31 protein-coding genes are annotated in these 26,498 nt (G+C 46.8%); 24 read left to right on the top strand and 7 right to left on the bottom strand.

From position 1 onward, the window contains the following. The first annotated feature begins 234 nt into the window (after positions 1-234). The 13 genes from AC6RGY_RS09035 to AC6RGY_RS08975 all read left to right on the top strand — a co-directional run bounded on the left by AC6RGY_RS09035 (position 235) and on the right by AC6RGY_RS08975 (position 10,362). Entirely contained in the window at positions 235-600 is a 366-nt protein-coding gene (locus tag AC6RGY_RS09035; RefSeq protein ID WP_499862461.1) for a response regulator, read from the top strand. Positions 601-672: 72 nt separating this feature from the next. Next, the gene (gene kal / locus AC6RGY_RS09030) at positions 673-1,065 is read left to right on the top strand and encodes a 3-aminobutyryl-CoA ammonia lyase (RefSeq protein WP_499862065.1); all 393 of its coding nucleotides are present in this window, start codon (positions 673-675) and stop codon (positions 1,063-1,065) included. After that, on the top strand, positions 1,065-1,880 hold the full coding sequence (gene kce, locus AC6RGY_RS09025; RefSeq protein ID WP_499862059.1) for a 3-keto-5-aminohexanoate cleavage enzyme: 816 nt from the start codon (positions 1,065-1,067) through the stop codon (positions 1,878-1,880). The genes kal and kce overlap by 1 nt, the downstream gene beginning before the upstream one ends. A 69-nt stretch (positions 1,881-1,949) precedes the next feature. After that, on the top strand, positions 1,950-2,456 hold the full coding sequence (locus AC6RGY_RS09020; protein WP_499862055.1) for a hypothetical protein: 507 nt from the start codon (positions 1,950-1,952) through the stop codon (positions 2,454-2,456). 76 nt (positions 2,457-2,532) lie between these two features. Then, entirely contained in the window at positions 2,533-3,387 is an 855-nt protein-coding gene (gene fba, locus AC6RGY_RS09015; protein WP_499862052.1) for a class II fructose-1,6-bisphosphate aldolase, read from the top strand. Positions 3,388-3,414: 27 nt separating this feature from the next. Further along, positions 3,415-4,059, top strand: a complete 645-nt coding sequence (gene fsa / locus AC6RGY_RS09010; protein WP_499862050.1) for a fructose-6-phosphate aldolase — start codon at positions 3,415-3,417, stop codon at positions 4,057-4,059. Between the two features lie 99 nt (positions 4,060-4,158). Continuing rightward, on the top strand, positions 4,159-5,406 hold the full coding sequence (gene murA, locus AC6RGY_RS09005) for a UDP-N-acetylglucosamine 1-carboxyvinyltransferase (protein ID WP_499862048.1): 1,248 nt from the start codon (positions 4,159-4,161) through the stop codon (positions 5,404-5,406). A 90-nt stretch (positions 5,407-5,496) separates the two neighbouring features. Further along, a complete protein-coding gene (gene glpX / locus AC6RGY_RS09000) occupies positions 5,497-6,462 on the top strand; it encodes a class II fructose-bisphosphatase (RefSeq protein WP_499862044.1) in 966 nt (321 codons plus the stop codon). Between the two features lie 69 nt (positions 6,463-6,531). Then, positions 6,532-7,803: a transcription termination factor Rho gene (rho, locus tag AC6RGY_RS08995; protein WP_499862041.1), complete on the top strand. Its 1,272-nt coding sequence runs from the start codon at positions 6,532-6,534 to the stop codon at positions 7,801-7,803. Positions 7,804-7,868: 65 nt separating this feature from the next. Then, positions 7,869-8,855 (top strand): peptidoglycan DD-metalloendopeptidase family protein, encoded by a 987-nt coding sequence (locus tag AC6RGY_RS08990; protein WP_499862036.1) that lies wholly within the window; start codon positions 7,869-7,871, stop codon positions 8,853-8,855. A gap of 103 nt (positions 8,856-8,958) precedes the next feature. Then, positions 8,959-9,159 (top strand): 50S ribosomal protein L31, encoded by a 201-nt coding sequence (gene rpmE, locus AC6RGY_RS08985; protein WP_499862032.1) that lies wholly within the window; start codon positions 8,959-8,961, stop codon positions 9,157-9,159. Between the two features lie 116 nt (positions 9,160-9,275). Next, a complete protein-coding gene (locus AC6RGY_RS08980) occupies positions 9,276-9,860 on the top strand; it encodes a thymidine kinase (RefSeq protein ID WP_499862459.1) in 585 nt (194 codons plus the stop codon). A 70-nt stretch (positions 9,861-9,930) separates the two neighbouring features. Further along, positions 9,931-10,362: a hypothetical protein gene (locus tag AC6RGY_RS08975; protein WP_499862030.1), complete on the top strand. Its 432-nt coding sequence runs from the start codon at positions 9,931-9,933 to the stop codon at positions 10,360-10,362. An 85-nt stretch (positions 10,363-10,447) separates the two neighbouring features. On the opposite strand, the gene AC6RGY_RS08970 is transcribed toward AC6RGY_RS08975, so the two are convergent. Then, on the bottom strand, positions 10,448-11,476 hold the full coding sequence (locus AC6RGY_RS08970; RefSeq protein ID WP_499862027.1) for a CPBP family intramembrane glutamic endopeptidase: 1,029 nt from the start codon (positions 11,474-11,476) through the stop codon (positions 10,448-10,450). 160 nt (positions 11,477-11,636) lie between these two features. Here AC6RGY_RS08970 and prfA point away from each other — a divergent pair, with 160 nt between their 5' ends. The 11 genes from prfA to glyA all read left to right on the top strand — a co-directional run bounded on the left by prfA (position 11,637) and on the right by glyA (position 20,783). Further along, complete coding sequence (gene prfA / locus AC6RGY_RS08965; RefSeq protein ID WP_499862023.1) at positions 11,637-12,707, top strand: peptide chain release factor 1; 1,071 nt, start codon at positions 11,637-11,639, stop codon at positions 12,705-12,707. 13 nt (positions 12,708-12,720) lie between these two features. Beyond that, entirely contained in the window at positions 12,721-13,596 is an 876-nt protein-coding gene (gene prmC, locus AC6RGY_RS08960; protein ID WP_499862020.1) for a peptide chain release factor N(5)-glutamine methyltransferase, read from the top strand. Between the two features lie 124 nt (positions 13,597-13,720). After that, on the top strand, positions 13,721-14,407 hold the full coding sequence (spoIIR, locus tag AC6RGY_RS08955; RefSeq protein WP_499862016.1) for a stage II sporulation protein R: 687 nt from the start codon (positions 13,721-13,723) through the stop codon (positions 14,405-14,407). 237 nt (positions 14,408-14,644) lie between these two features. Continuing rightward, complete coding sequence (locus tag AC6RGY_RS08950; RefSeq protein WP_499862013.1) at positions 14,645-15,097, top strand: GNAT family N-acetyltransferase; 453 nt, start codon at positions 14,645-14,647, stop codon at positions 15,095-15,097. A 123-nt stretch (positions 15,098-15,220) separates the two neighbouring features. Next, a complete protein-coding gene (locus AC6RGY_RS08945) occupies positions 15,221-16,303 on the top strand; it encodes an L-threonylcarbamoyladenylate synthase (RefSeq protein WP_499862011.1) in 1,083 nt (360 codons plus the stop codon). A 64-nt stretch (positions 16,304-16,367) separates the two neighbouring features. Continuing rightward, positions 16,368-16,931 carry a manganese efflux pump MntP gene (locus tag AC6RGY_RS08940; RefSeq protein ID WP_499862009.1) on the top strand — a complete coding sequence of 188 codons (564 nt, stop codon included), beginning with the start codon at positions 16,368-16,370 and terminating at the stop codon, positions 16,929-16,931. Positions 16,932-16,944: 13 nt separating this feature from the next. After that, on the top strand, positions 16,945-17,673 hold the full coding sequence (locus AC6RGY_RS08935) for a ZIP family metal transporter (RefSeq protein WP_499862006.1): 729 nt from the start codon (positions 16,945-16,947) through the stop codon (positions 17,671-17,673). A 39-nt stretch (positions 17,674-17,712) separates the two neighbouring features. After that, entirely contained in the window at positions 17,713-18,354 is a 642-nt protein-coding gene (locus AC6RGY_RS08930) for a low molecular weight protein arginine phosphatase (protein WP_499862003.1), read from the top strand. Between the two features lie 37 nt (positions 18,355-18,391). Further along, positions 18,392-18,829, top strand: coding sequence for a ribose 5-phosphate isomerase B (rpiB, locus tag AC6RGY_RS08925; RefSeq protein ID WP_499862001.1), 438 nt, complete (start codon positions 18,392-18,394; stop codon positions 18,827-18,829). Positions 18,830-18,833: 4 nt separating this feature from the next. Beyond that, on the top strand, positions 18,834-19,394 hold the full coding sequence (locus AC6RGY_RS08920) for a TIGR01440 family protein (RefSeq protein WP_499861998.1): 561 nt from the start codon (positions 18,834-18,836) through the stop codon (positions 19,392-19,394). A gap of 144 nt (positions 19,395-19,538) precedes the next feature. After that, positions 19,539-20,783: a serine hydroxymethyltransferase gene (gene glyA, locus AC6RGY_RS08915; protein ID WP_499861996.1), complete on the top strand. Its 1,245-nt coding sequence runs from the start codon at positions 19,539-19,541 to the stop codon at positions 20,781-20,783. A gap of 69 nt (positions 20,784-20,852) precedes the next feature. On the opposite strand, the gene AC6RGY_RS08910 is transcribed toward glyA, so the two are convergent. The 6 genes from AC6RGY_RS08910 to AC6RGY_RS08885 all read right to left on the bottom strand — a co-directional run bounded on the left by AC6RGY_RS08910 (position 20,853) and on the right by AC6RGY_RS08885 (position 26,333). Beyond that, positions 20,853-22,007 carry an AAA family ATPase gene (locus AC6RGY_RS08910; protein WP_499861994.1) on the bottom strand — a complete coding sequence of 385 codons (1,155 nt, stop codon included), beginning with the start codon at positions 22,005-22,007 and terminating at the stop codon, positions 20,853-20,855. After that, on the bottom strand, positions 22,004-22,789 hold the full coding sequence (locus AC6RGY_RS08905; RefSeq protein ID WP_499861992.1) for an RNA ligase family protein: 786 nt from the start codon (positions 22,787-22,789) through the stop codon (positions 22,004-22,006). Before AC6RGY_RS08905 ends, AC6RGY_RS08910 begins: the two co-directional genes overlap by 4 nt. Positions 22,790-22,957: 168 nt before the next feature. Beyond that, the gene (gene galE / locus AC6RGY_RS08900) at positions 22,958-23,983 is read right to left on the bottom strand and encodes a UDP-glucose 4-epimerase GalE (RefSeq protein WP_499861990.1); all 1,026 of its coding nucleotides are present in this window, start codon (positions 23,981-23,983) and stop codon (positions 22,958-22,960) included. A 76-nt stretch (positions 23,984-24,059) separates the two neighbouring features. Then, positions 24,060-24,941 (bottom strand): UTP--glucose-1-phosphate uridylyltransferase GalU, encoded by an 882-nt coding sequence (gene galU, locus AC6RGY_RS08895; RefSeq protein WP_499861987.1) that lies wholly within the window; start codon positions 24,939-24,941, stop codon positions 24,060-24,062. Next, on the bottom strand, positions 24,938-25,375 hold the full coding sequence (locus tag AC6RGY_RS08890) for a GtrA family protein (RefSeq protein ID WP_499861985.1): 438 nt from the start codon (positions 25,373-25,375) through the stop codon (positions 24,938-24,940). The genes galU and AC6RGY_RS08890 overlap by 4 nt, the downstream gene beginning before the upstream one ends. Continuing rightward, complete coding sequence (locus AC6RGY_RS08885) at positions 25,329-26,333, bottom strand: glycosyltransferase family 2 protein (protein ID WP_499861982.1); 1,005 nt, start codon at positions 26,331-26,333, stop codon at positions 25,329-25,331. The genes AC6RGY_RS08890 and AC6RGY_RS08885 overlap by 47 nt, the downstream gene beginning before the upstream one ends. Between the last annotated feature and the right edge of the window lie 165 nt (positions 26,334-26,498).

Below are 26,498 nucleotides of genomic sequence, written 5' to 3'. Positions count from 1 at the left end.
ATCAGAAATAAAGGGGTATTTTTGTTGATTTTCCTTTCATTAAATGAATGGATAACCAATTATCGCTATTAAGACACATTATTTGCTGATATTTATGTGAAAGATCGTTTTTTTTTAGGTCAAACAAGAAGGATATTATTGTCGTTACACGAACTATAAAAAATAAGGAAATCGTTGCCTTGTCTCGCTTTTCTGGATAATCTTTTCTTGATGGGAGGGAGAAATAACATGTCCATGAGAAATAAGAAAGTATTAATTGTGGATGATCAATATGGAATACGAATACTATTAAAGGAAGTATTATCTAAGGAGGAATTCGCCATTTTTCAAGCGGATAATGGAAATGCCGCTTTAGAGATTATTGCAGAGCAGGATCCTGATTTGATTTTATTGGATATGAAGATGCCGGGTATGGACGGAATTGAGATGCTTCGGAGATTAAGAAAGAAGCGTCCGCATACGAAAGTGATTATGATGACGGCTTATGGAGAACTGGATCTGATGGAAGAAGCAACGAAATTGGGGGCACTTGCTCATTTTACTAAGCCATTTGATATTGATGAGTTACGTCTGGAAGTCGTGAAGCAGTTAGTTTCTTAAGAGGGAAGAGGAGAATCACATAGGGAAATCGGACAACAAACAAAAAGTTAAAGCGAAAAGGGGGATGAAGACGTGCAGGCCAACTTACGTATGCGTATGAGCCAAGCAGATGCGCATTATGGTGGAGATTTGGTGGATGGGGCACGGATGTTGGGGCTTTTTGGTGATGTTGCGACCGAGTTGCTGATTCGAAACGATGGAGATGAAGGGCTTTTTGTTGCGTATGATTTAGTTGAATTTACAGCACCCGTCTATGCTGGCGACTTTATTGAAGCGACAGGGCGAATAGAGAAGATAGGGAATACCTCACGCAAAATGAGCTTTGTCGCCTATAAGGTGATCGCGGGTAGCCGGGATGACAAAGCTCCCTCTAAAGCGAAAGTATTAGTGGAACCACAGGTGGTAGCACGCGCTTCAGGTACATGTGTTGTCCCGTTAGCAAAGCAACAGAAGGAGGATACTTGATGGAGAAGTTGATTATCACGGCAGCGCTTGTGGGTGCGGAAAGTGGTCCACAAGATACACCTCACCTTCCCATCACGCCCACCGAAATTGGAGAAGCAGCAGAATCAGCTTGGCGCGCAGGGGCTGCGATCGCCCATATTCATGTGCGTGATCAAGAGGGAAATCCCAGCCAAGATGTTCGTCTTTATCGAGAAACCATGGCCGAGATAAAAAAAAGATGCGATATGATTGTACAAGTATCAACGGGTGGTGCGGTTGGGATGAGTTTGGAAGAGCGTGCACAACCTTTGACACTTTCTCCTGAAATGGCAACGCTTACAACAGGATCAGTCAATTTCGGTGAAGGGGTATTCCTCAATTCTCCACAGATGATTCGCGAGTTAGCAGATAAGATTCGTCAATACAATGTTTATCCAGAGTTTGAAATATTTGATGTCGGAATGATCAGAAATTCGATCCGCTTAGTGAGAGAGGGACGGATTACTGGAAGACATCACTACGATCTTGTAATGGGGGTCCCTGGTGGAATTCCAGCTACTTATGAGCATCTGGTTCATTTAGTGCGAGAGTTGCCACAAGGGGCAACGTGGACTGTGGCGGGAGTGGGGAAAGCTCAACTCCCTATGGCTTTGATGGCTTTGGCGATGGGAGGGCATGTACGCGTAGGATTAGAAGATAATTTGTATTATCGCAAAGGAGAACTGGCGAGCAATGAACAGTTGGTCGCTCGTGTGGCACGCATTGCGAAGGAAGTGGATCGTGTTCCTGCAACACCGGATGAGGCACGAACCATTCTGGGAGTAAGAGAGGGATAGGGCACCTATAAACTACGTTTTGTGATAAAATGGAGGAAATATAGAGAAGATAAGGGTGATCGAACAGGGATGTCGCATGAAGTACATGACATGGATTGGGAAGCAGCTCTGGACGAAGTTGACTTGTCGCAGGTACTTGTAGAAGTAGATGGAGCATTGCAGGATCATTTAGCGGAGTCTCTCCGCTTCCCTTCATATGAAGGTTTACTGAGAGCCTCCATTGAAATCGCAGAAGATACGTTTCTCGTGCATTGTTCGGATGAAACGTGGATTGTGTGGAGCGCAGCTCGTTATAAAGAGGAGGACCCTTTATTTTTTCATAGTGCAACTGAGTTGTTGGAATTTCTACATACTCATTATGAAATGGTTGATAACCAAGTCTCTTTTGCGATGCTGTTAGAAGAGGCACCTTCGTTAAAAGCTTGTGATCGCTGTCGGTTAGAGTTTGATCCACTCGATCCATTGCGGCTAGAGTTGGGCTTGGAGCGATTCATGTTGCAAGTGGCCGATATAATCCGAGAATATTGTAGTCCTCAATGTGCCATGGAAGCATGTTACGAAGAGATCTTGGATTGAGAAGCTGACTAGTTAAGGGCCTAAATGATATAATGACAACTTGAAAAACTCGTACACCATTAAGGAGGACATGAATATGCCACTAGTACCAATGACTGCTTTCTTACCACGCGCGAAACAAGAAGGGTTCGCAGTGGGTCAATTTAATATGAACAACCTTGAGTTCACACAAGGGATCGTGGAAGCGGCGAAGGAAGAGCAATCTCCCTTTATCTTTGGAGCGAGCGAGGGAGCCATCCGTTACATGGGACTAGAGAACGTTGTTGCATTAGCGAAGGTGGCAGCGCAGCAGGTAGATGTCCCGATTGCCCTTCATCTGGATCATGGTAGTAGCTTTGAAGTTGTGATGAAATGTATTCGAGCAGGTTTCTCGTCCGTTATGTTTGATGGATCTCACTATCCTTTGGAAGAGAATATCCGTTTGACAAAAGAAGTGGTGAAGGCGGCTCATGCGGTAGGAGTATCAGTCGAAGGTGAGTTAGGTACGATTGGTGGAGTGGAAGATGACCTCGAGGTGGACGAAGAAGATGCGGCCTTAGCCAACCCGCAGGAAGCCATTCGCTTTTGGCAAGAGACCCGAGTCGATGCGATGGCCGTAGCGGTAGGGACTGCACATGGGATGTACAAAGGGGAACCCAAGATTCACTTTGACATTATTGAGGAAGTAAGTAAGAATATCGAGGCGCCTGTTGTGCTTCATGGTGGTTCTGGTGTTCCGGATGAAGCCATTGTTCGCTCTATCGAACTAGGCGTAGGTAAAATCAATGTGAACACGGAAAACCAAGTGGAATGTACCCGCCTCATTAGAGAAAAATTAGCGCAAGATCCGGAGATGATCGATCCTCGTAAATACTTGGGTCCCGGACGCGAAGCGATTAAAGAGACTGTGAAACAAAAGATGCGCCTGTTCAAAAGTTCAGGAAAAGCCTAAGAGGCATGTATCACTGAGGAGGATATTATGAAATTTTTCGTCGATACCGCGATAATAAATGAAATCAAAGAAGTGCAAGAGTGGGGGATATTATCAGGTGTGACGACCAACCCCAGCCTCATCGCAAAATCGGGGCGTGTATTTGAAGAAGTATTGCAAGAGATTGTTACAATCACAGACGGTCCGGTAAGTGCAGAGGTGATGAGCCCTGAAGCCGAGGGAATGATTGAGGAAGGGATGCGGTTAGCCAAAATCTCTGACCAGATCAACATTAAAGTCCCGATGACCTTGGAAGGTTTAAAAGCGGTTCACCATTTTTCACAAGAAGGAATCAAAACGAATGTCACGTTGATCTTCTCTGCTAATCAAGCACTGATGGCCGCGCGTGCTGGAGCTTCGTTTGTTAGCCCTTTCATCGGACGGTTAGATGATATCAGTTATGATGGTATTGCTCTTGTGGATGAAGTGGCCCAATTATTCCATGTTCATAACCTGGATACACAAATTATTGCTGCCAGTGTGCGCCACCCTGTGCATGTGACACAAGCGGCAATGAGTGGGGCGCATATTGCCACCATACCGTATAAAACGCTTGCACAATTGGTACGCCATCCTCTGACGGATCAAGGGATTGAGAAGTTTCAACAGGACTGGGAAAAAGCTGTGAAATAGAAAAATACAGATACCGGCGGAGGTGTAGAAACCCCCGCCGGTAACTATTTTTTGGTGGGAAGGAAGTTCGATTAAAAATGGGTGAAATGAAGAGGAGGGGTGCCGATGCTAAGGATGAAAGGAGGGCGTCCACTGAAAGGATATGTTCCGATCAGTGGTGCCAAAAATAGTGCCGTCGCCTTGATCCCAGCTACGCTGTTGGCCAATGCCCCGGTCGTCATTGAGAATGCCCCCTCCATACAGGATGTATGGTCCTATTGTAAGATCTTAAGCAAGATGGGGGCCGAAGTGAAGCGAGAACAAGGGAGATTGATCATCGATCCCCGCACGGTGGTTAACATTCCACTGGCTGATGAGGAAATCAAAAGCATGCGTGCTTCTTACTACTTAATGGGCGCATTGTTGGGAAGATTTAAAGAAGTGACGATTGGCTTACCAGGGGGTTGCAACCTGGGACCTCGTCCTATTGACCAACATATAAAAGGGTTTGAAGCACTGGGGGCACGTGTCGAACGCGAGGATGGCGAAATTCACATAGAAGCGGAAGAGCTACGAGGCGCTCGCATCTTTTTAGATGTTGTCAGTGTGGGAGCGACGATCAATATTATGTTGGCTGCCGTCTATGCCACAGGTCAAACGGTGATTGAGAATGCAGCCAAAGAGCCGGAGATTATTGATGTTGCTACTTTGCTGAGCTCGATGGGAGCGAAGATTAAAGGGGCCGGTACGGATGTGATTCGTATTCAGGGATCAAGCACGTTATCTGGCTGTACCCATTCGATCATTCCTGATCGAATTGAAGCGGGCACTTACATGATAGCCGCCGCTGCCACAGGTGGCGAAGTGGTTGTGGAAAATGTGATTCCGAAGCATGTCGAACCCGTAACGGCCAAACTACGTGAAGCAGGTGTGACTGTAGAAGAATCATTGGAGAAGATCTATGTGTGCAACAAAGGGCCACTACAAGCAGTCGATATCAAAACCCTCCCCTATCCTGGCTTTGCTACAGACTTGCAACAACCTTTTACCGTATTGTTGACCCAAGCGGAAGGAACCAGTGTGGTAACCGATAATATTTATTCCGCTCGCTTCAAGTATGTCGATGAGCTGGTTCGTATGGGGGCTAAAATACGCAACGAAGGAAGGGTAGCAATCGTTCAAGGGAAGTCCCATTTGATGGGCACCCGTGTGCGTGCAACAGATTTACGTGCAGGCGCTGCATTGGTCATTGCGGGTTTAGTAGCCGAAGGAATCACCACCATAGAGGGTGAAGAACACATCGCACGTGGTTACGAACAAATCTTTCATAAGTTTTCCCAATTGGGGGCAGAGATTTGGGAGGAGTAATCCCTTTTCAGTGAAAAATCGAGTGTAACATATAGGTGGATTGTGTTACTCTATTAAATAGATAAGACATCTGTATGGAGGGGATTTAGCATGGAAAGAAGCTTAACGATGGAATTGGTACGGGTTACGGAAGCAGCGGCCATAGGTTCCGGTCGTTGGATGGGCTTTGGCAAAAAAGAGGAAGCGGATGAGGCTGCGACGAGTGCCATGCGCAAAGTTTTTGACACCATTCCGATGCGTGGCACAGTGGTTATTGGTGAAGGCGAGATGGATGAGGCCCCCATGCTCTATATCGGAGAGAAATTAGGCCTTGGCTATTTGCCTGAAGTGGATGTGGCAGTCGATCCATTAGAAGGAACCAATATTGTAGCCAAAGGCTTGTGGAATGCTCTAGCCGTGGTGGCCATCGCAGAACGAGGTCACCTGCTCCATGCTCCTGACATGTATATGGATAAAATTGCGGTGGGACCCGATGCGGTTGGAGTGGTCGATATTGATGCCCCTGTGAAGGATAATCTACAGGCGGTGGCGAAAGCTACAGGGAAAGACGTTGAGGATCTAGTAGCCACGATGCTGGATCGTCCTCGTCATGCCAAGCTGATTGAGGAAGTGCGTGCAGCGGGAGCACGGATTAAGCTCATTCCCGATGGAGATGTTGCTGCAGCGATCAACACCGCGTTCCCAGACACAGGTGTAGATATCTTGTTTGGAAGTGGTGGCGCACCAGAAGGAGTATTAGCAGCCGTCGCGTTGAAGTGCTTAGGTGGAGAATTACAGGGTCGCTTGCTCCCAGAAAATGAAGAGCAAGTTGCTCGGTGCAAGAAGATGGGAATTGTTGACGTGAAGCAGATCTTAACGATGGATGATCTGGTCAAAGGGGACGATGCCATTTTTGCGGCTACAGGTGTGACCGATGGCGAATTGCTACAAGGGGTTCGTTATAGTGGAACGGCTGCCACAACCCATTCCGTTGTGATGCGCGCAAAAACGGGAACGGTTCGTTTTGTGGAAGGCAAACATCGTCTCGAGAAGAAACCGAATCTCGTGTTAGGCTAGGAATAGCCTATTCGGGTTTCGGATAGAATGGATTGAGAATTCAAATAATAGTGTGGTGACGTGGTACGTATGGAAGTAACTTTGAAAGCACTAGAATCGAGTCGTATGGCGGACCTATTTCAACTGGCAAGGGATTATCAGATCTCCTATTACAGTCAAATGAAAAAGAAAGAACTGGTCTTTTCTATTTTAAAGGCGCATGCAGAAGCGGAAGGACTTCTCTTTCTTTCTGGAACACTGGATATGATGTCGGAAGGGTATGGGTTTCTGCGGAAATCCCATTATCTTCCTTCCAAAGAGGACATTTATATTTCTGCGTCACAAATTCGCCGGTTCAACTTGCGATCAGGGGATTTGGTAGCGGGAAAGGTACGTCCTCCAAAAGAAAATGAACGGTATTATGGTCTGTTGCATGTAGAAGCAGTTAATGGAGAAGACCCGCATCAGATCAAAGATCGTCCTCAATTTTCAACACTTACCCCTCTTTATCCACAGAAGAAGTTTCAATTAGAAACCCAGCCGGACAAATTGTCCACGCGTATTATGGATATGGTAACCCCAGTAGGTTTTGGGCAACGGGGTTTGATTGTCGCGCAACCGAAGGCGGGGAAAACCATGCTTTTGCAGGAGATCGCTAACAGCGTGACGACCAATCACCCGGAAGTGGAATTATTTGTCCTGCTGATTGACGAACGTCCGGAAGAAGTGACCGACATGCAACGCTCCGTTAAGGGAGAAGTGATTAGCTCTACCTTTGATGAGGTCCCAGAAAATCATATTAAAGTGGCGGAGTTGGTTTTGGATCGTGCGCAACGTTTAGTGGAGCAAAAGAAAGATGTGGTTATTCTTCTCGACAGCATTACCCGCTTGGCACGCGCTTATAATTTGGTTATACCACCGAGTGGCCGTACGCTCTCCGGCGGGATTGATCCAGCAGCCTTCCATCGCCCCAAGCGTTTCTTTGGCGCAGCACGCAATATCGAAGAAGGTGGGAGTCTGACCATTCTTGCCACCGCCCTTGTGGATACCGGATCGCGCATGGATGATGTCATCTATGAGGAATTCAAGGGGACAGGAAATATGGAGCTTCATCTTGAACGGAAACTAGCAGAAAGAAGGATATTTCCTGCTATTGATCTTCGTCGTTCGGGTACACGCCGTGAAGAACTGTTGTTAGAGAAGGAAGAAATAGAGAAGCTTTGGGCATTGCGCAAAACAATGTCGGATTCTCCAGATTATGTTGACGGGTTTCTACGCAAGTTGCGATATTATAAATCCAATGAAGAGTTTTTTTCCTCCCTTAAATCGAACAACCCTCGCTCTTCCACTCATGTTTCCTAAATCTCTTTTTCCGGTTATAACGAATCACCTCCCAGCATAAAGTTTGGAGAGAGGAAATTCCTCTCATGATGACTTTGGTGCGAGGTGGTGTGATGACCAGCAAAAAAGTAATTTTAGCTTCTTCGCTCTCTTTGTGTACAGCTACGTGGGTAACGGCAATGGATGGCGCGACAGCCTTAGCAATGGATGAGAAGCAATCACCAAAAAGCCCAGAGACAGATGAAGAAAAGGTGGCGCAGGAAGTACTCGTTCAATACTTAAACCCGATTCTGTCAGTGGATGAGGATCATTTAGCGACGACTGCGGTCGAAGAACTTATTCATATTTTTAAACCAGGAGAGACCCTTTACTCTGTTGGCCAGAAGTATGAACTTCCCTATGAAGATATAGCTACCTTTAACGGTATAACCGATGTACGAACCATTCGTGTGGGTCAGGAAATCATCATCCCTCATCAAATCAAGCGTATACGTGTACAAGGCGATGGCAAGACCATTGAAGATATTGCGAAGGAATACCAAGTGAGCACTCGCTTGCTGGAATTATTGAACAAAGAAGAGGACCTGTCCCTTCTATTTGTGGGACAGGTTCTGCGCGTACCGACAAAAGAGAAAGTGAACAAAAAGAATGAGGTCAAACTCGCATCCAATGAAGAAGCAAAGGAAGCGATAGCGTCATCCTCCGGTTTTACCTGGCCCGTTACCGGTCGCATCTCAAGCCGATATGGATGGCGGAATGGTAGAATGCATAATGGAATGGACATCACAAATGAGAAGCGGGAAGCTAGTGTGATCAAGAGTGCTAGAAAAGGTGTGGTTGTGCGGGCGGGCTATTCGAACGGATATGGAAATCTGGTCGTAGTGGATCATGGGAACGGGTTAGAAACCTATTATGCCCATTTGAGTCGTATGCTGGTCAGTAAAGGGCAATCCGTTTCACAGGGAGCAGAGCTTGGTTATATGGGAACTACCGGCAATTCAACGGGGGTTCATCTTCATTTTGAAGTAAGAAAAGATGGGAAACCCCAAGATCCCTTGACGGTCTTACCATAATAGGGACTATTCCCTCTCTATTGCGAAATCAAGAGGGGCATGCTATAATGAGCCTTGAGTTTTAATGCGAACAGCGGATGGGCATAAGAAAGAGGTGAAGGCAATGAAAGCAGCAATTCATCCAGAATATAAAAAGACGACTGTTACCTGCGCATGCGGAAATACGTTTGAAACGGGTTCAACCAAAGATACCTTAAAAGTGGATATCTGTTCCGAATGCCATCCTTTCTACACAGGCAAACAGAAATTGGTGAACGCAGGTGGACGCGTCGATCGTTTCAAGAAAAAATACAATCTAAAATAATAAAGCCAGACAATGGCCTTTTCAATAAGGTCGATCGCAGAACAGGTGAGCCTCGCCGCTTGCCTGTTTTTCTTTTGCAAAAGGTGGCGATAGAAGGGAGAGCGGATGCTATCTATATGCAGGAAGGGATTTTTCCTCCACATGAGGGATGGATAGAGATTATTTGTGGAGGGATGTTCTCGGGGAAAAGTGAGGAACTGATTCGTCGTATTCGTAGAGCGCGTATTGCTGGATTGCGGGTTGCTGTGTATAAGCCTGTTATTGATGATCGTTATCATGCACAAGCAATCAGCTCTCACAATGGCGTGCATGTAGAGGCGGTCACCCTTAAGCATGCGCGCGATATTTGGGGTGAAATCCCATCCGAGGTGCAAGTGGTAGCCTTTGATGAGGTGCAGTTCTTTGATGAAGAAATAGTGAAGATTTGCACTCATCTGGCCGATAATGGGAAGCGTGTCATCTGTGCGGGCTTGGATCAGGACTTTCGTGGCCTTCCCTTTGGACCGACACCTCAATTGTTGGCAGTTGCAGAATACGTAACCAAACTACAAGCTATCTGTGTTCGCTGCGGGGCACCGGCTAGTCGTAGTCAGCGATTGCTGAATAAAAAGCCGGCGAAAAAAGGGGATCCTGTCGTTCAAGTAGGGGCGGCAGAACAATATGAAGCACGTTGTCGTCACTGCCATCAACTGGAACTGTAGACATGGCACGAAAAGGAGAAGTGAAGGGGCACCTTCTTTGTACATACTAAAGTGCAAAGGAGGTGCCCTCGTGCTTTTACGAATAGGAAAGCTCTTGTTGACGTTTCTGCTTTTCTTAGGGATGCTCACCGCTTGTAATGAGAAGCAGGGGGCCAATCAACGCTACAAGCGAGATGATGGCCTTCATGGGATTACCAATGCGAATCCCAATCTGCGGATTGGTGATTGGTCTTCACCGACAGTGGGGAGTGATGAGAATAAGGCAGAGGAGACCGCATTAATGGTGGCAGGTGTGAAAGACGTATCTGCTACGATTACAGGTCCGAATGCAGAAGTGGAAGTGATTCCTTATCCGGAGTTGAGCGCCAATGAACGAAAACAGCTTCAATCCGCGGTGAAGGAGAAATTAGCCTCCGCTATGCCAAGATACGACATCACAGTCAAAGTGAAAGAGAAGCGTTCTTCTGCATGGGAACGATTGTTTAAGGGGACAGCCCAGTAAACGTCTATTCTAGCTCGCGACCATTTGACTGCAAATAAGAAAAGAGGAGAGAGAGGCTTGATACACCCCTTCTCTCCTTTTAATGTTAATAAATCTGGTACAAAGCCATAAGTCCCAGCGAAATATTGTAGGTGGCATGTGTAATCATCGCTGTCGTTGTATTCGTCCGCATACGAATGATCCCCAAGATGATTCCCAGAATAAAGACGATCAGAGTAGAAGAACTGATGCCATAGTTACTGTGCAACAGGGCAAAGAGAAGGGAGGAGAGAACGAGACCGAAGCGGGGCAGTAAGGCTCCGCGGAAAATCGTTTCTTCACCCAAAGCGGCTGCCAATCCCAGTGTGAGTACACCAGGTATCGAAGTTGTAAGAGGGCCGATCAGGTTTTCAGTCGCCTCTTCCACCTCTTTGCTCGTCATAGAAATCCCCAGTTTGGTGAGTAGCAATTCCAAACCAACAACCAATGCAAACATGAGAAAACCCATAAGTAGTCCGATGCCTGCATGAGGGAGAGTAGGACGCACAATTCCTAGACGCTGGAGGGACTCTCCCCATTTTCTCCGAATTAGCCAGCCTACACCGATTAATCCTAACAGGAAGAGAACAATATCTTGTGCCCAAATGGTTGCGATGGGCATACTACCTTGTTCAGCTTCGGCAAGAGCCTCTAAACCCATTCCCAGGGTCGTCAGCATCTGTACAATGATGAGGGAAGAGAAAGCCAGTGCAACCGTATGAACATATCGCTTAGGATCAATAGGGACGAAGCGGGTAAGTAATCGTCGGACGAAAGGAATGAGGAATACGAAGCCGATTATCGTGGCAATCAGCATTCCGATCATATAGGGACCTTTCTCTGCCATGATGGTTTGTGACTGCTCAGGAGTAATCATGAACTGGGCAGACGTATCAGTCGGAATGAACATGCTTCCGATTCCCAGAGCCAAGGAAAGGAGGAGGAGACCAGCAGTGAAGATAATCGTTACAATTCCCATGCCGAGTCCACCCTGACCATCTGAAGAAGCGGCTTGCAAGCGGTCAGCTATATTGGCAAATAAGAGGATGACGAAGAACGGTATAAACTGTACGATGGTTAAGAGTATCTCGAGCAATCCTATCGCCTCGCGTTCTTTTTTGGTATCCCCTTCATCCTATCAGATTATGAGAAATCAGAGAAGCTAAAAAACACAGCCCTGCATCCTGGCTTTGACGCCTGTTGTCCCGGTCCACTATAATAATAAGGAGTGGCTTATTAGAAGTGGAGTGAAAAAAGTGCTACAACGATTAGAATCGATCCATGAGCGCTATGAAGAATTAAATCGACTTCTTTCCGATCCGGAAGTTTTGAACGATCCCAAACGTTTGCGGGAGTATTCAAAAGAACAATCGGATTTAGAAGACAAACACCAAGCATATATGGAGTATAAGCAAGTTCTGGACGAATTAGAAGGCGCACGTTCCATGCAACAAGAAAAGTTGGATGAGGATATGCGTGAGATGGTGAAAGCGGAGATTGATGAGCTTACCCAGCGCAAAGAAGCATTAGAGGAACAAATCAAGATCTTATTGTTACCCAAGGACCCAAATGATGATAAGAACGTGATCGTGGAAATCCGTGGTGCAGCGGGTGGTGAGGAAGCTGCCCTCTTTGCCTCTAATTTATATCGTATGTATACCCGTTATGCAGAACGACAAGGATGGAAATCAGAGGTCTTGGAGGCCAATTCTACTGGTTTAGGTGGATTTAAAGAAGTGGTCTTTTCTATTCAGGGAGCGGGAGCCTATAGCCGCTTGAAATTTGAGAGTGGAGCGCATCGTGTTCAGCGTGTTCCGACGACGGAATCAGGTGGACGCATTCATACTTCTACTTCCACAGTAGCTGTTTTGCCAGAGGCCGCGGAAGTGGATATTGAAGTACATGATAAAGATTTGCGTATTGATACCTTCTGTTCGAGTGGCCCGGGAGGACAAAGTGTCAATACGACCAAATCAGCGGTTCGTATCACTCACATGCCAACCGGATTGGTGGTTTCCTGCCAGGATGAGAAGTCACAAATCAAAAACAAAGATAAGGCCATGCGCGTCTTACGTGCTCGCTTGTTGGATCAAAAACAACAAGAAGAAGCAGCGAAGATGGCAGATGCACGTAAATCGCAAGTGGGTTCAGGTGACCGGAGTGAGCGCATCCGTACCTATAACTTTCCGCAGAGCCGCGTAACCGATCATCGCATCGGATTAACCCTTCACAAGTTGGAACTCATCTTAGATGGTGATTTGGATGAAGTGATTGATACGTTGGTTCTCGAAGAGCAATCGGAGCTCCTTAAAGAGTCATCGGAATAGGAGAAGACAGGTCATGAAAGAATACAATACCATTCGTGAAGCCTTGCAATGGGCTTCTTCTTTTTTAAGTGAACAGACTACCACTGATCATTCTGTGCAGGAAGTAGAGTGGATGTTGCGTCATTTGCTCCAACTAGAGCGGACTGCTTTCTTTCAGCGGCTAGATGAACCGCTACCGTCATCCATCGGGAGCCTTCTTACTGAATGGGTTCAAAGTAGAGCAGAAGGAACGCCTCTGCAATATTTGCTAGGGGAACACGAATTTTATGGTCGCTCTTTTTTGGTGAATCCATCTGTTCTCATCCCTCGTCCCGAGACAGAACTTCTCATTGAAGCTATCTTGGAGAAAGCGGCCTCGCTGTGGCTAGAAGTGCCCCTTCAAGTAGCAGATGTTGGAACGGGCAGTGGTGCCATCGCATCCACCCTGGCATGCGAGCGTCCAGCATGGACACTGACAGCGATTGATGTATCCGCATCTGCTCTGCAAACGGCCCAGCAAAATGCCACCCGCTTAGGCGTTTCTAAGCAAGTGAAATGGCAACAGGCAGAGTGGCTCTCCGCTGCGATGAAATCAGGACAGCAGTTTGATATTCTCGTCTCCAATCCGCCCTATATTCCAACGGAAGAAATTGAACACTTACAGGTAGAAGTTCGCGAGCATGAACCGCATCTTGCTTTAGATGGAGGTCAGGATGGACTAGATCCCTACCGCATTCTCAACCAACAGGCCCAAAAGTGTTTAAGGCAACCTTCCTTGGTTGCCTTTGAAGTAGGGATGGGGCAGAGCCAAGCCGTTTCAGGCATGTTAGCACAGTGGATGGATCGAGTGGAAGTACGGAAGGACTTGGCCGGCATTGACCGTGTCGTACTGGGATGGTTTAATTCGTAGCCTGTCCAGGGTGTTTGTTTGGTTATACACTGGCGGTTTTTCATGAAATCCCCTCCAGAGTGATTAAAGTGAGTGGAGCCTGTCCATAATGTAGGATATCAGCTTATATGGGGAGGCTCCATTCATGCGCAAGCGCACTTATCCTATTTTATTTATTGTCGCTGCACTACTTTCTGGTTTTTTGTACCTGACGGGAGAAGAAGAGACGGTCATATTAGCAAGTAACTCAGCTGAAGAGGCAGAGATCCCAGAGGAATCGATTCGATTGAGAATCTTAGCTCATAGCGATTCAGTAGCAGACCAAGCACTAAAACAAAAGGTAAGAGACACGGTTTTAGAAGAAATGGGTAGCTGGGCGCAGGAACCAACCAATCTAGAGGAAGCGCGTAAACTTGTACGTGAGCAGGTACCTGCCTTTCAACAATTAGCAGAGAAAACGATAAGGGAGAATGGCTTCTCCTATCCCGTTGAAGTGGATTTTGGAATGGTTCCGTTCCCAACTAAAATGTACGGAGACAAGATTTACCCAGCCGGTGACTACGAAGCGTTGCGGATTACCATCGGAGAGGGTAAAGGGGATAATTGGTGGTGTGTTCTCTTTCCTCCCCTCTGTTTTGTGGATATGAGTAATGGGGATGCCGTAGAGGAGCGATCGGCTCAAACAACGGCGATGGTAACGCAGGGAGAAGCATTGGCTCAGCCACTAACGAGCCCTCATTCTTCTCAACCGGAACCCATAGCCAAGCCGGTAGAAGTACGCTTCTTGTTCGTCGACTCGTTAAAAGAATTTTTCTCTGGATTGTTTGAATGAGAGGGAGAAACGAAGAAGAAAAGGAATCGATCAATGGAAGGCCCCAGCTTCTGATGAGGAAGAAAGGGTCTTTTTTATGCCCAGCCCATTTGATTTTCCAACGTTCTATGAGGCAGATTTCGCACTTCCCGACGTTTTGCATGCAAAAGAGTAAGCCTTCTGATATATGTCCAGTGATATCCCCTCACTCTAGTGCGTATAGATGAAGTAGTTACGAGATTAGAGGGGGATGATCGCATGTTTCTTATTCGTCGAGCGATAGAGGAGGATGTTGCTGCTATTCTGAGCCTTTTACATCAAGCAGAACTTCCAGATGGTGGGGTGGACAAGTATATTCATCAGTTTTTGGTCATTGAAAGAGAGGATACGAAACAAATTCTGGGGGCGATTGGAATTGAAATTCACGGAGACTGTGGGCTGTTGCGCTCGTTTGTCATGGAGAAAGAGATAGGGAATGGAGAGGTAGGCTTGGAGTTGTTCGGAGCTGCACTATCTTTCGCTCAATATTTAAAACTTTCAGAACTATACTTGTTGGCTGGAATAACCAGACGGTTCTTTGAGGAAGCCGGATTTCAACCGGTAGCGTGGGATAACCTTCCTGATTCTATCCGTACATCTGAGCATTTTCAGCGAGCGCGTGAAAGAGGGGGAAGTCCCTTGGTGACCCATTTGTATCAAGCACAGACTTGAGGTGGCTATTTGCTCGAAGCAATCTCTACATCGTGCGTCTTCGTCGGGGGCGGAGGCGTTTTGTTTTGCCTGCGTTGAGATGGTATGATGAGAGAGAAATTTGGTGGAGTAGGTGAATAGGGCTTGGAGAGAGAGACGAAGAGATGGGTTGTTAGTGGCAGTGGAGAATGGAATGAAGACGAAAAAAAAGCCATCGAAACCGCTGCTACGTTGTTACGAAATGAGAAGTTGGTCGCTTTTCCAACAGAGACAGTTTATGGACTGGGAGCAGATGCTACATCGGATACAGCGACAAAGGGAATCTTTCAGGCAAAAGGACGACCAGCAGATAATCCGTTGATCGTGCATATTGGGGCATCGTCGCAGTTGGAATCGTTGGTCTCTTCCGTTCCAACGATGGCAGAGAAGTTGATAGAACAGTTCTGGCCGGGCCCACTCACCCTGATTTTCCCACATCGTGGGACTGTCTCCTCCTATGTAACGGCAGGGTTGGCTACAGTGGGAGTGCGATTACCCGATCATCCTGTCGCAATGGCACTGCTACAAGCGATGGATCTTCCTATCGCCGCTCCTAGTGCCAATCGATCGGGGCGCCCCAGTCCTACTGAGGCTCGCCATGTTTGGACAGATCTACAGCATCGCATCGATGGCTTACTTGACGGTGGTAAGACAGGAATAGGCTTGGAATCGACCGTGGTAGACGTTAGCGGAGAAGCACCCATCTTGCTTCGTCCTGGTGGAGTCTCCCGTGAACGGTTGCTAGATGTTGTTCCCCACCTGGAAATGGACCCTGCTCTTATAGGGAAGACAAGCCGTCCCCGTTCACCAGGCATGAAGTATCGGCATTATGCCCCGCAAGGCGAATTGTGGTTGGCTGATGGGGAGTATGAGCAAAGAGTCTCCTTGATGAACAAGTGGGCAGACGAAGCAAAGGCGATCGGGCATACAGTGGTCATTCTGACGACCGCAGAACATCGAGACGCCTTTGGTAAGCATGAGGTTGTGATCTGTGGCCGGCGCTCACAACCGGATACGGTCGCTCACAGCTTATTTGGTGCGCTCCGTCAATGTGATGAGCTGGGAGCCAACTTGATCTTGGCAGAATCTTTCCCACTGGTAGGGATTTATGAATCGGTGATGAATCGCTTAAGTAAGGCAGCCAAAGGCGTTTTATCTCCATATCAAACACCAGACTTCTTATGCTAGTTCTGTTTGTGTGAGTGATTGCATATCCATCCAAAGAGACAAGCACAGTCGAGGAGGAGAACGGATGGAGCTGACAATGCCGCACTGGGGACAGCTCATGACCGTATCGATGATTGCTGTGGCTCTCGGAATGGATGCTTTCTCTCTAGGAATTAGCATAGGAACGAGAGGAATTGGTTTGCGCCAGGCGATCGCGATCTGTTTTTTAATCGGTCTATTTCATATTTTTATGCCCGTTATCAGTTATGGGATTGGGGGATATTTCAGCCAGCTATTTGAACAAGTGGCGACCTTGGTTGGAGGAGGATTGCTTTTTCTATTAGGGAGCAATATGTTAGTAAGTAGCATAAAAAAAGGGGCAGCAGTTAGCCACATTCATCCCGCCAGTTGGATAGGCATCTTTCTTTTCTCCTTCAGTGTTAGTTTGGACTCTTTATCGGTGGGTTTTTCCATTGGTCTTTTTCAAGCCAATTTATTGTTATCCGTGTTCCTGTTCGGTATGACGAGTGCACTGATGGGAGCGCTTGGGCTCTATATCGGACGCACCTCGGGAGCCTGGCTGGGTGACTATGGAGAAATGGTCGGTGGCACGATATTGATCTTACTAGGGTGTAAATTCCTATGGTGAGGAGCGATCAATGATGAGCGATGCCATTCTTTTCAGTCTCCTGTCGGGAAGTGCCACTTTGGTGGGAGCGTTGATTGTATTAATCAAGCGCTCACTATCCTCGCGATTGATCTCCTTCTCCTTAGGAATGTCCGCTAGTGTGATGATCATGGTGTCCTGGTTGGATTTGTTACCAGCTGCCATAGAATACGGAAGAATTTCTCATCTCGTCATGGGCGTTGTGGGAGGACTTACTTTGATGGTGGTATTGCAACAACTTCATCCTAAACACCGCGTAGATGAGATTCGTGGTGGAAACCAAACGGAGCTGGAGCGTTTGGGAGTATTTCTGATGGTTGCGGTTGCTGCTCATAATGCACCAGAGGGAGCTGCGATCGGTATCGGCTTTGGGATGGAACAGGCAATGGGGCTTCATCTCGCCTTGGCGATTGCTATTCATAATATACCAGAAGGAATTGGTCTAGCGGCCCCATTGTTGGCTGCAGGTCGAACGCCTTTCTCCATTTTTATGTTGACATTACTCACCTGTGGAGCGCTCCCTTTGGGCGCGTGGCTGGGGTATCAATATTTGGTTCCCTATCCGGCCGTTGTGGCTGTTGGACTGATGATGGCCGCCACGACCATGATTTGGGTGGTGAGTGAGGTGGGTCCACGCGCATTGCGGATAGATGCATTCGGAGGATGGATGGGATTGGTGTTCGGAGGGGTGCTCATGTACATCCTTCATCATGTACACGGATAAAGAAAGTGGCTTTGCACTTGTTTGTTGGAGGGTGAAAGGATGAAGAATATATTATTTATCTGCACAGGGAATACGTGTCGCAGTCCGATGGCTGAGGTGCTATTGAGAGAAAAAGCAAAGGATCGAGGGGTTCCTCTGGAAGTTCAATCCGCTGGTGTAGCGGGAATGAACGGGATGACGATTTCTGAGCATGCTCATATTGTTTTACAGGAAAAAGGGATGGATGGTCGCCATCATCGCTCGCAATCGGTCTCTGCATCATTGATGGAGCAAGCAGATCTTGTGCTGACCATGACGATGACACACAAAGAAATGTTGGTACGCTTATATCCAACATTTATCGATAAGATTTTTACGTTACGAGAGTATGTTCAGCGTGATCAACAGATTGGTCACTTGTTGATGCAGTTGGATCGCCTGCATGTCGAAATGGAAACAAAACAAGCGTTGTATAAGCGCGCGCTGGAAAAAGGTGAAGGGTCTGTCGAAGCAGCTCGGCAGAAAGAAGATTTAGAAGAGCTTTTGCAGGAACAAGCATACCTACTAAATGAGCTGAATGAACGTGGGTTCCGTCAGGATATTCAAGATCCATTTGGTGGGAGTGTAGAGGTTTATCGATCCAGTCGCAATGAATTGGAGCGGTTGTTGGATCAACTACTTAATCAGCTGGCAGCGGAATAGAGGAAGGAACGTTGCTTGATAAAGGAGATGGGACAAGATGAAGTTGATAGTGGGATCAGATCATGGTGGTTTTCAGCTGAAACAATCGATCATGAAGTTACTTGAAGAAATGGATCTCTCCTATGAAGATGTTGGTTGTCATGACACAGAATCGGTCGACTATCCGGATTATGCTGGGAAAGTAGCACATAAAGTGGCGAAAGGAGAGGGCGATCTCGGCATCCTGGTTTGTGGAACGGGTATTGGCATGTCGATTGCCGCCAATAAAGTGAAGGGCATTCGTTGTGCGGTTGTAAGCGATACATTCTCCGCTCGCATGGCACGGGAGCATAACAATGCCAATGTCTTGGCCATTGGTGAACGAGTCGTGGGGACGGGTTTAGCGACTGACATTGTGCGTGCATGGTTGGAAAGCAGTTATGCTGGGGGACGCCATCAGCGACGTGTGGAAAAGATCCATCACTTTGAGGGGTGAATCCATGGAACCACAAACCCTAACGGAGCTTCGTGAGCAGATGAATCGTGTCTTATCTGATCTGGATCGTTACGGTTCATTGGAGGAAGAACATTTGCTGGTCGTAGGCGTGAGTACGAGCGAAGTGATTGGTCACCATATTGGGACAGCCGGTAGCAATGAGGTGGCTTCTGTGCTACTCGCATCACTTATCGAATGGAAAGAGAAAAAAGGTTTTCAATTAGCAATTCAATGTTGTGAACACTTGAATCGCGCGCTGGTCGTGGAAAAAGAGGTGATGAGGAACAGGGGACTGACGGAAGTAACGGCGGTACCTGTTCCGGGAGCTGGTGGTGCGATGGCGGCTCACGCTTTTCGAGAGTGGAAAGAAGCCGTGTTGGTGGAAAAGGTTGTAGCTGATGTGGGCTTAGATATAGGCGATACTTTGATTGGCATGCACATCAAACATGTAGCTGTACCCATTCGTGCCAGTATTCGTCAGATTGGACAAGCTCATATTACCATGGCTCAGTCGCGTCCCAAGTTGATCGGTGGAGCACGCGCTGTTTATGTTAGAGAAAATTAGAAGCTCATCCTTGATTGAACAATCACCTTGAATCGTTTTTTCGTCTGCTCTTGCTTCTTGTCTCCAGCTTCTTCTCCCCCTTTTTTGATACAATGAGAAGGAACCATGATTATATTAGACAGATCCATTCGAGGAGGGGCAAAAGTGAAACATCTGCGGAATCAAGATCCAGAAATTGCAAAGATGATCGCATGTGAAATGGCTCGTCAACAAGGGAAAATTGAATTAATTGCCTCAGAGAATTTTGTTAGCCTAGCTGTTTTAGAATCACTTGGAAGTGTCCTAACCAATAAATATGCGGAAGGATATCCCGGTCGCCGTTATTACGGTGGATGCGAATTTGTCGATGAAGTGGAAGATTTGGCACGTGAACGGGCGAAAAAGCTGTTTGGTGCAGACCATGCCAATGTCCAGCCTCACTCGGGTGCACAAGCGAATATGGCTGTCTATTTTAGCGTACTAAATCCAGGGGATACGGTTCTAGGAATGGATTTGGCCCACGGTGGTCATCTTACGCATGGTAGTCCTGTCAATTTCTCAGGTAAGATGTATCAGTTCGTATCCTACGGAGTAGACGCTTCTACGCATCGCATTGACTACGAAGAAGTACGGCGTTTAGCGGTGGAGCATCAGCCGAAATTGTTGGTGGCTGGAGCCAGTGCCTATCCTCGTCAAATTGATTTTGAGCGTATGCGGAAAATTGCAGATGAAGTCGGTTGTTACCTCATGGTGGACATGGCTCATATCGCCGGTCTCGTAGCCACTGGACATCATCCCAACCCGGTTCCTCATGCGGACTTTGTCACAACCACAACGCACAAAACGTTACGCGGACCTCGTGGTGGCATGATTTTGTGTAAAGAAGAGCATGCGAAGAAAGTGGATAAGTCGATCTTCCCGGGCATTCAAGGTGGACCCTTGATGCATGTCATTGCAGCGAAGGCTGTTGCTTTTGGCGAAGCACTCTCCGATTCCTTTAAGGATTACTCGCAGGAAATTATTCATAATGCGATTGAGTTGGGTGAAGCTCTATCGAAAAAGGGATTTGAATTGATTTCTGGAGGCACAGATAATCATCTACTGTTAATAGATGTCCGTTCATTCGGATTAACGGGTAAGAAAGCAGAGCATTTATTAGATGAGGTTGGGATCACCACCAATAAGAATGCGATTCCCTTTGATCCCGAGAGCCCCTTTATTACGAGTGGACTACGTATAGGAACAGCGGCTGTGACCACTCGTGGAATGGACAGTAATGCCATGAAAGAGATTGCAGAAGTGATGGCCATGACCCTTTCCAACCCGGAAGATGAACATATCCAACAAGAAGCGCGCTCTCGTGTGGCGACATTAAATCAAACATTCCCCCTTTATATGGAGCTAGATTAAGATAAGGAATTTAGATAGAGATGACAAATGGCAAGGATGAGTCGGAACTCATCCTTGCCATTTTTTTCGTTACAGTAAGAGCGAATGGGATTGTTGCTCAATTACCCATTCTACGGCGTGGGCTTCTGTCAGATTGGGAATGTCCAACTTTCGCGCTAATTTTTGCAGGACCGCCTCAGGTACAGAATCTTGCCGATTTTGATTTTGTTTTAGCAAGGTGCGAGGATCGGTTTCCAGATAGATGATACGGGTTTGGGCATGGTACTGGGCAAATAGATGAATCAGTGATTGACGTAGGGTCTGGGTCGTGTTGGTTGCATTCCATACAAAAGGTTGTTGATCGCGCAGATAGAGAAGTGCTTTTTCTTTCGCTACTTGAATGACTTTTCCCTGTGGCTTTGTCGGTGGGATCTGTAACTTTTGACGGATTTGATCGAGCGATATCACGGGAAGATGATTGAGATGATAAGAGAGATACGTATCTTTCCCTACGCCGGGCAGTCCCGATAAGAGAATGACTTGAAAAGATGTCGTATCATAAGCGGGATAGTCTGTCCGCTCATGGCTCCCTTGAAAATAGGAGAAGCGTGTGTGTGCATCTGGGAAAGATTTCGGTTGTTGGAGGCAGTTTAACTCCCGCGAGACATCTCGAAAGTAATCAATGCGTGCAAGTAACTCCTCTTGATCGGCACAGATCCTTCCGCGTACATCGGCTTCTGCGAGAAGGGCGAGCCAATCCAACCGGACCTGATAGCTAGCTGAGATGATGGCTTTTTCTGGGTTCGGTTTCTCCATAAACCAGAGTGGGAGACCATGTAGACGGACGAGTGCCCGAATTGCTTCCCGTATGGAAAAAGGGGTCTGGAGTTGTGCTAAAAGCAAGCGTGCTTCATAGGAACCCATGAGTGCGTGTTTCGGTGAGGAGATTTTCTTCTCTTCTATTCGTGTACATTGTGGCTTCGCAATGTCATGTAGCAGGCTGGCTGCAAATAACACATGCCTAATGGGAGGGGATAGCGACTGCCATTCCCTTAAACCAATCAATTCCGTTGCTACCATAAGGGTGTGCCTATAAACATCTCCTTCTCGATGAAAGATGGGATCCTGGGGAACCTCTTTTAGTGTATCCAACCACGGATAGGTGTTGGTAAGCAACAGAGGATCTATTTTTTCGCCTACTTCTGGACAGCCAGCAAATTTCCAACTGGGGAATGAGGAGGTCAAAACAACACCACTCCCTCTTTCAGTTGGTTGGGTAGAATGGATCGATTCATCCAGTGGCTATTGGAATCAACTAAGGTTTGTACAAAATCGGGACGTACATATTTATAGCGATTCCGCACGATGCCTTGTTCTTCGTGTTTCAAATACAAGCCTTCCATAAGGGAGCTGGTATCCGTTTCGTTTAAGGCGAGTTGCACCGGATACCCTTTTTGTTGGGCGACTTCCACTAACTGCTCACGGTGGTTGGGGGCTATAGAGCCTGATGTTTGCACCAGTCCACACAACTGGGAAAAGGTAGGCGCTTTTCCTTCGTGTAAAACGCGAACGGACGAGATAAAAGGGTATTCTTTTAATCTTTCTTGCCGGTTCGCTGTGGAGAGAAAGACCTGTTCTTTTTTATCGAATAGATCAAATTCCAAGAAATAATGAGGGAGGTCGGTGTAAAAGATCGTATGCTTGGCATACATCCATTCCCCATATAAGATATAGCGATCCTGTAACAACTTCCATAAATCTTCTTGGAAACGATGAGCCCAGCTCTTGAAGAGATGAAATTGTCGTTCGCGAGGGCCACCGGTCAAGAAATGTCCGCGGCTTTGTAACCATAAAGTCCCTCTAGAATCAAAGGAGATCCCACTATTTGCTCCATCCATTTTTTCTTCAATCACCAAATAGTGACCTTGAAGAGAGCGATAAGGGATAGAGTTTGCGTCTAGATCTCCTTTCTGGAGTCCAGATCCTGTAATGTGATGCGTGCGTGGATATTTCATCATTTGTATCATGTGATACACTCCTTACTTGGTCTACAAAATGAAAATAAAGTTGGAGTGGAGAAAAACTACATGATACTCAGTCCTTTTTCTATAGATAGATCCATTAAAATATTAATTGTAGAAGCTGTCAATGGGGACAGTTGACCCATTAGATACTTTAGTAGCATGGGAAGAGAATTACTCTCCTCCCACGCCTGCTTTCTGCACTTCCTTTCCCTCAGCATAGCCGTGGGGATGGTGCTTATGCCACTGCCATGCACTGTTAATCATATTGTACAACCCTGAGTAAATGGGAAACCACTGCAGTTCTCGTTGAGCACTCTCTGCGGAAGCGATCAATATGGCGGGATCGCCTACGCGTCTGGTGGTGACTTGTGCAGGAATAGGGTGTCCGGTTACTTTACGTGCGGTAGCTATCACTTCTTTGACAGAGAATCCACTGCCATTTCCTAAGTTGTAGGTAGCGCTTTCCTCTGTCCTTCGAAGTTTGGTTAGCGCCATGTGGTGGGCACGCACCAAATCACTTACATGGATATAGTCGCGAATACAGGTACCATCAGGGGTAGGGTGATCATCTCCGTATATTTTAATCTCACTGCGTTGTCCATTGGCGACTTGCAAGATAAGGGGAATGAGATGGGATTCGGGGTGGTGATCCTCCCCGATGCGCCCACTTTCATGAGCCCCGGCTACATTAAAGTAACGTAAGACGATCGATTTGATGCCGTAAGCTTCATCGCACCATTTGAGTAAGCGCTCGGTCATCCATTTGGTCTCGCCATAGGGGTTGATGGGCTGGGCTTGCGTTGTTTCCTTGATTGGAATCTCATTCACTTCCCCGTAAACCGCTGCCGTCGAAGAGAAGACGATTTTCTTTACATTGTGTTTGTGCATGGCTTTGACGAGTGTGAGCGTACCAACAACGTTATTCTCATAGTAATGGAGAGGCTCTTCTAAACTTTCACCCACAAGAGAGGAAGCGGCAAAATGAATGACGGCTTCAATGTTATTCTCTGAAAACACGCGATCTAATAACAGTTCGTCACGGATATCTCCCTTGTATACGTTCGCTCCGAGGATATTGGACGCTCCGTGACCTTGACTGAAATTATCGACGATGACAACCTCTTCTCCTGCTTCTAGAAACGCGTGGACGGCATGGCTTCCGATGTAGCCTAAGCCACCACAGATTAAGATGGACATGAGTATTCCTCCATTTCATTTTTAATAGATGGATGAAAACAGACAGCATGGGAGAGTGACCTTCTCGAAGACTTTACTAAATCACCTGTTTTCTGTTGGCTTGCAGTAGTTTCTGCATATATTCCATCAGTTGATCACGTAATTCGGGCTGTTGCAAAGCCATCTCCAAATTGGTTGTGAGAAAACCAAGTTTCTCTCCCACATCGTAGCGAATCCCTTCAAATTCATACGCATAGACGGCATGTTGCTTGTTGAGTAGACGAATGGCATCGGTCAGTTGAATTTCGTTCCCGCTTCCTTCAGGGGTGTTAGCAAGATAATGAAAAAGTTCGGGTGTGAAGATATAGCGACCCATGATGGCAAAGTTAGAAGGGGGATTCTCTTTTGGTTTTTCTACGCAATCGTGTATCTCGATCAAGCGCCCCACCTCTTGTATCGGGTCAATGATGCCATAGCGATGGGTTTGGGCTGCGGGTACGCGCTTTACACCGACGATAGAAGATGGATGCTGTTCGAATACTTCCATCATCTGACGCAGACAGGGTTTTTCTGCTTGCACAATGTCGTCACCCAGCAGGACAGCAAACGGTTCATCATCAATAAAGTGCTGTGCACACAAGATAGCGTGGCCTAACCCCTTGGGCTCTTTTTGGCGAACATAAGAGATATTAGCCAGCTGGGAGGTGTGTTGCACTTTCTCCAGCAAAGCATGCTTGGATTTGGCTCTTAGACGGGTTTCCAGTTCAAAGGCAGAGTCAAAATGATCTTCAATGGCTCGTTTTCCCTTCCCTGTTACGATGATGATGTTTTCAATCCCAGATTGAACGGCCTCTTCGACGATATATTGAATCGTTGGCTTATCCACAATGGGTAGCATCTCTTTTGGCATGGCTTTGGTAGCAGGTAAAAAACGTGTTCCAAGACCGGCGGCTGGGATAATCGCTGTTTTTACATTCATGATTTCGTTCCCCTTTCAAGATTGGAAGATGATTTTCTGAACACTAACCACTTGCTCCCGATAAAATTGAAGATGAGTCCAGTACAGGTGGCAAGTCCTTTGGCGACGACGAGGTTTGCATCGGCCAATAATAACGCTTGCAAGACGAAGGTAGTCACGGTAAGAGAGAGTATATTAACAAGGATGAATGTCCCTAATTGCTTGTAAGTCTGATAGCGTGAGCGAAAAGTAAAATGTTTATTGAAGAAGTAGCTATTCATCACACCGACTGCATAGGCGATGCATTGTGCGAATACCGTACTGCTCGTCATCCATTGCATGAGCGTAAAGAATATGAACAGATCAACAACGGTATTGCTCACACCGACGAGGGAGAACCGAATAAACTCAGGAGCCGATTTTCTCAGAATGGAGACGGGTGCTTCTTTGTTCATTGCCATTCTCCCCCAACTGCTCTTGGTTTTCGACAATATAGAGTGGTCGGTCACGCACTTCATCAAAGATGCGGCCAATGTATTGCCCCATAATACCGAGGATGATGAGTATGACCCCGAAGAAGATGACATTGATCGACATGATGGAAGCCCAACCTGCTATGGCATTGTCGGTAAAGAGACGGACGTACAGGATATAAAAGAGATAGAGAAAGCCAACACCCGACAAGAGAAAGCCCATATACATTGCAAGGATAAGCGGTTTATAGGAGAAGGAAGTGATGGCATCCACCGAAAGCCGAAGCATCTTTTTCAAAGGATACTTTGTTTCTCCTGCATAACGTGCTTCCCGCTGGTACTCTACCGCTGTTTGCTTAAAGCCGACCCAGCTAACAAGGCCACGAACAAAGCGATTTTTTTCTTTGACTTCTGCTAAGGTATTGCGCACTTTGCGATCAATCAGACGGAAATCGCCGGTGTCCAAGGGGATTTCAATGTCGGTTAAGTTGCGCAGTGTCCGGTAGAAGAGGGAAGCGGTTGCCTTTTTGAAGAAGGTTTCCCCTTGGCGTTCTCTCCGCTTGGCATAGACGACCTCGTACCCTTCTTTCCACTTGTCGATCATCTCCAGAATGAGCTCTGGAGGGTCTTGTAGATCGGCATCGATGACGACGATCGCCTCGCCACGTGCATGATCCATGCCTGCTGTAATGGCGATCTGGTGTCCAAAGTTGCGAGCAAAATTAATGCATTTCACATGGCGATCCACTTGAGCTATCTCTTGCAAGATGTTCAGCGTTTGATCTTGGCTCCCATCATTAATGAAAATCAGTTCATAGGAAGCGTCTGTCCTTCTCATGACAGCGGAGAGGCGTTCGTAACAGACTTGAATGACAGCTTCTTCGTTGTACATGGGTACAATAACAGAATAGGTGACAGAACGTTCTGTATTTCTTTCCACGGTTCATGCTCCTTTCATATCATGGGATCTTGTAAAAGAATGAGGTGCTTTTCCTCTCCATCATGGAAAGGAAAAGCCTCATAAACGATTTTGTCGACATGTTACAGCTGTCCCTAATCGCTTGATAACAGCATTTCTATTAACGAGAGCTTACTTATTCTGCGA

It is taken from the genome of Mechercharimyces mesophilus, assembly GCF_059818345.1.
This window is presented reverse-complemented; position numbering and strand designations above follow the sequence as displayed.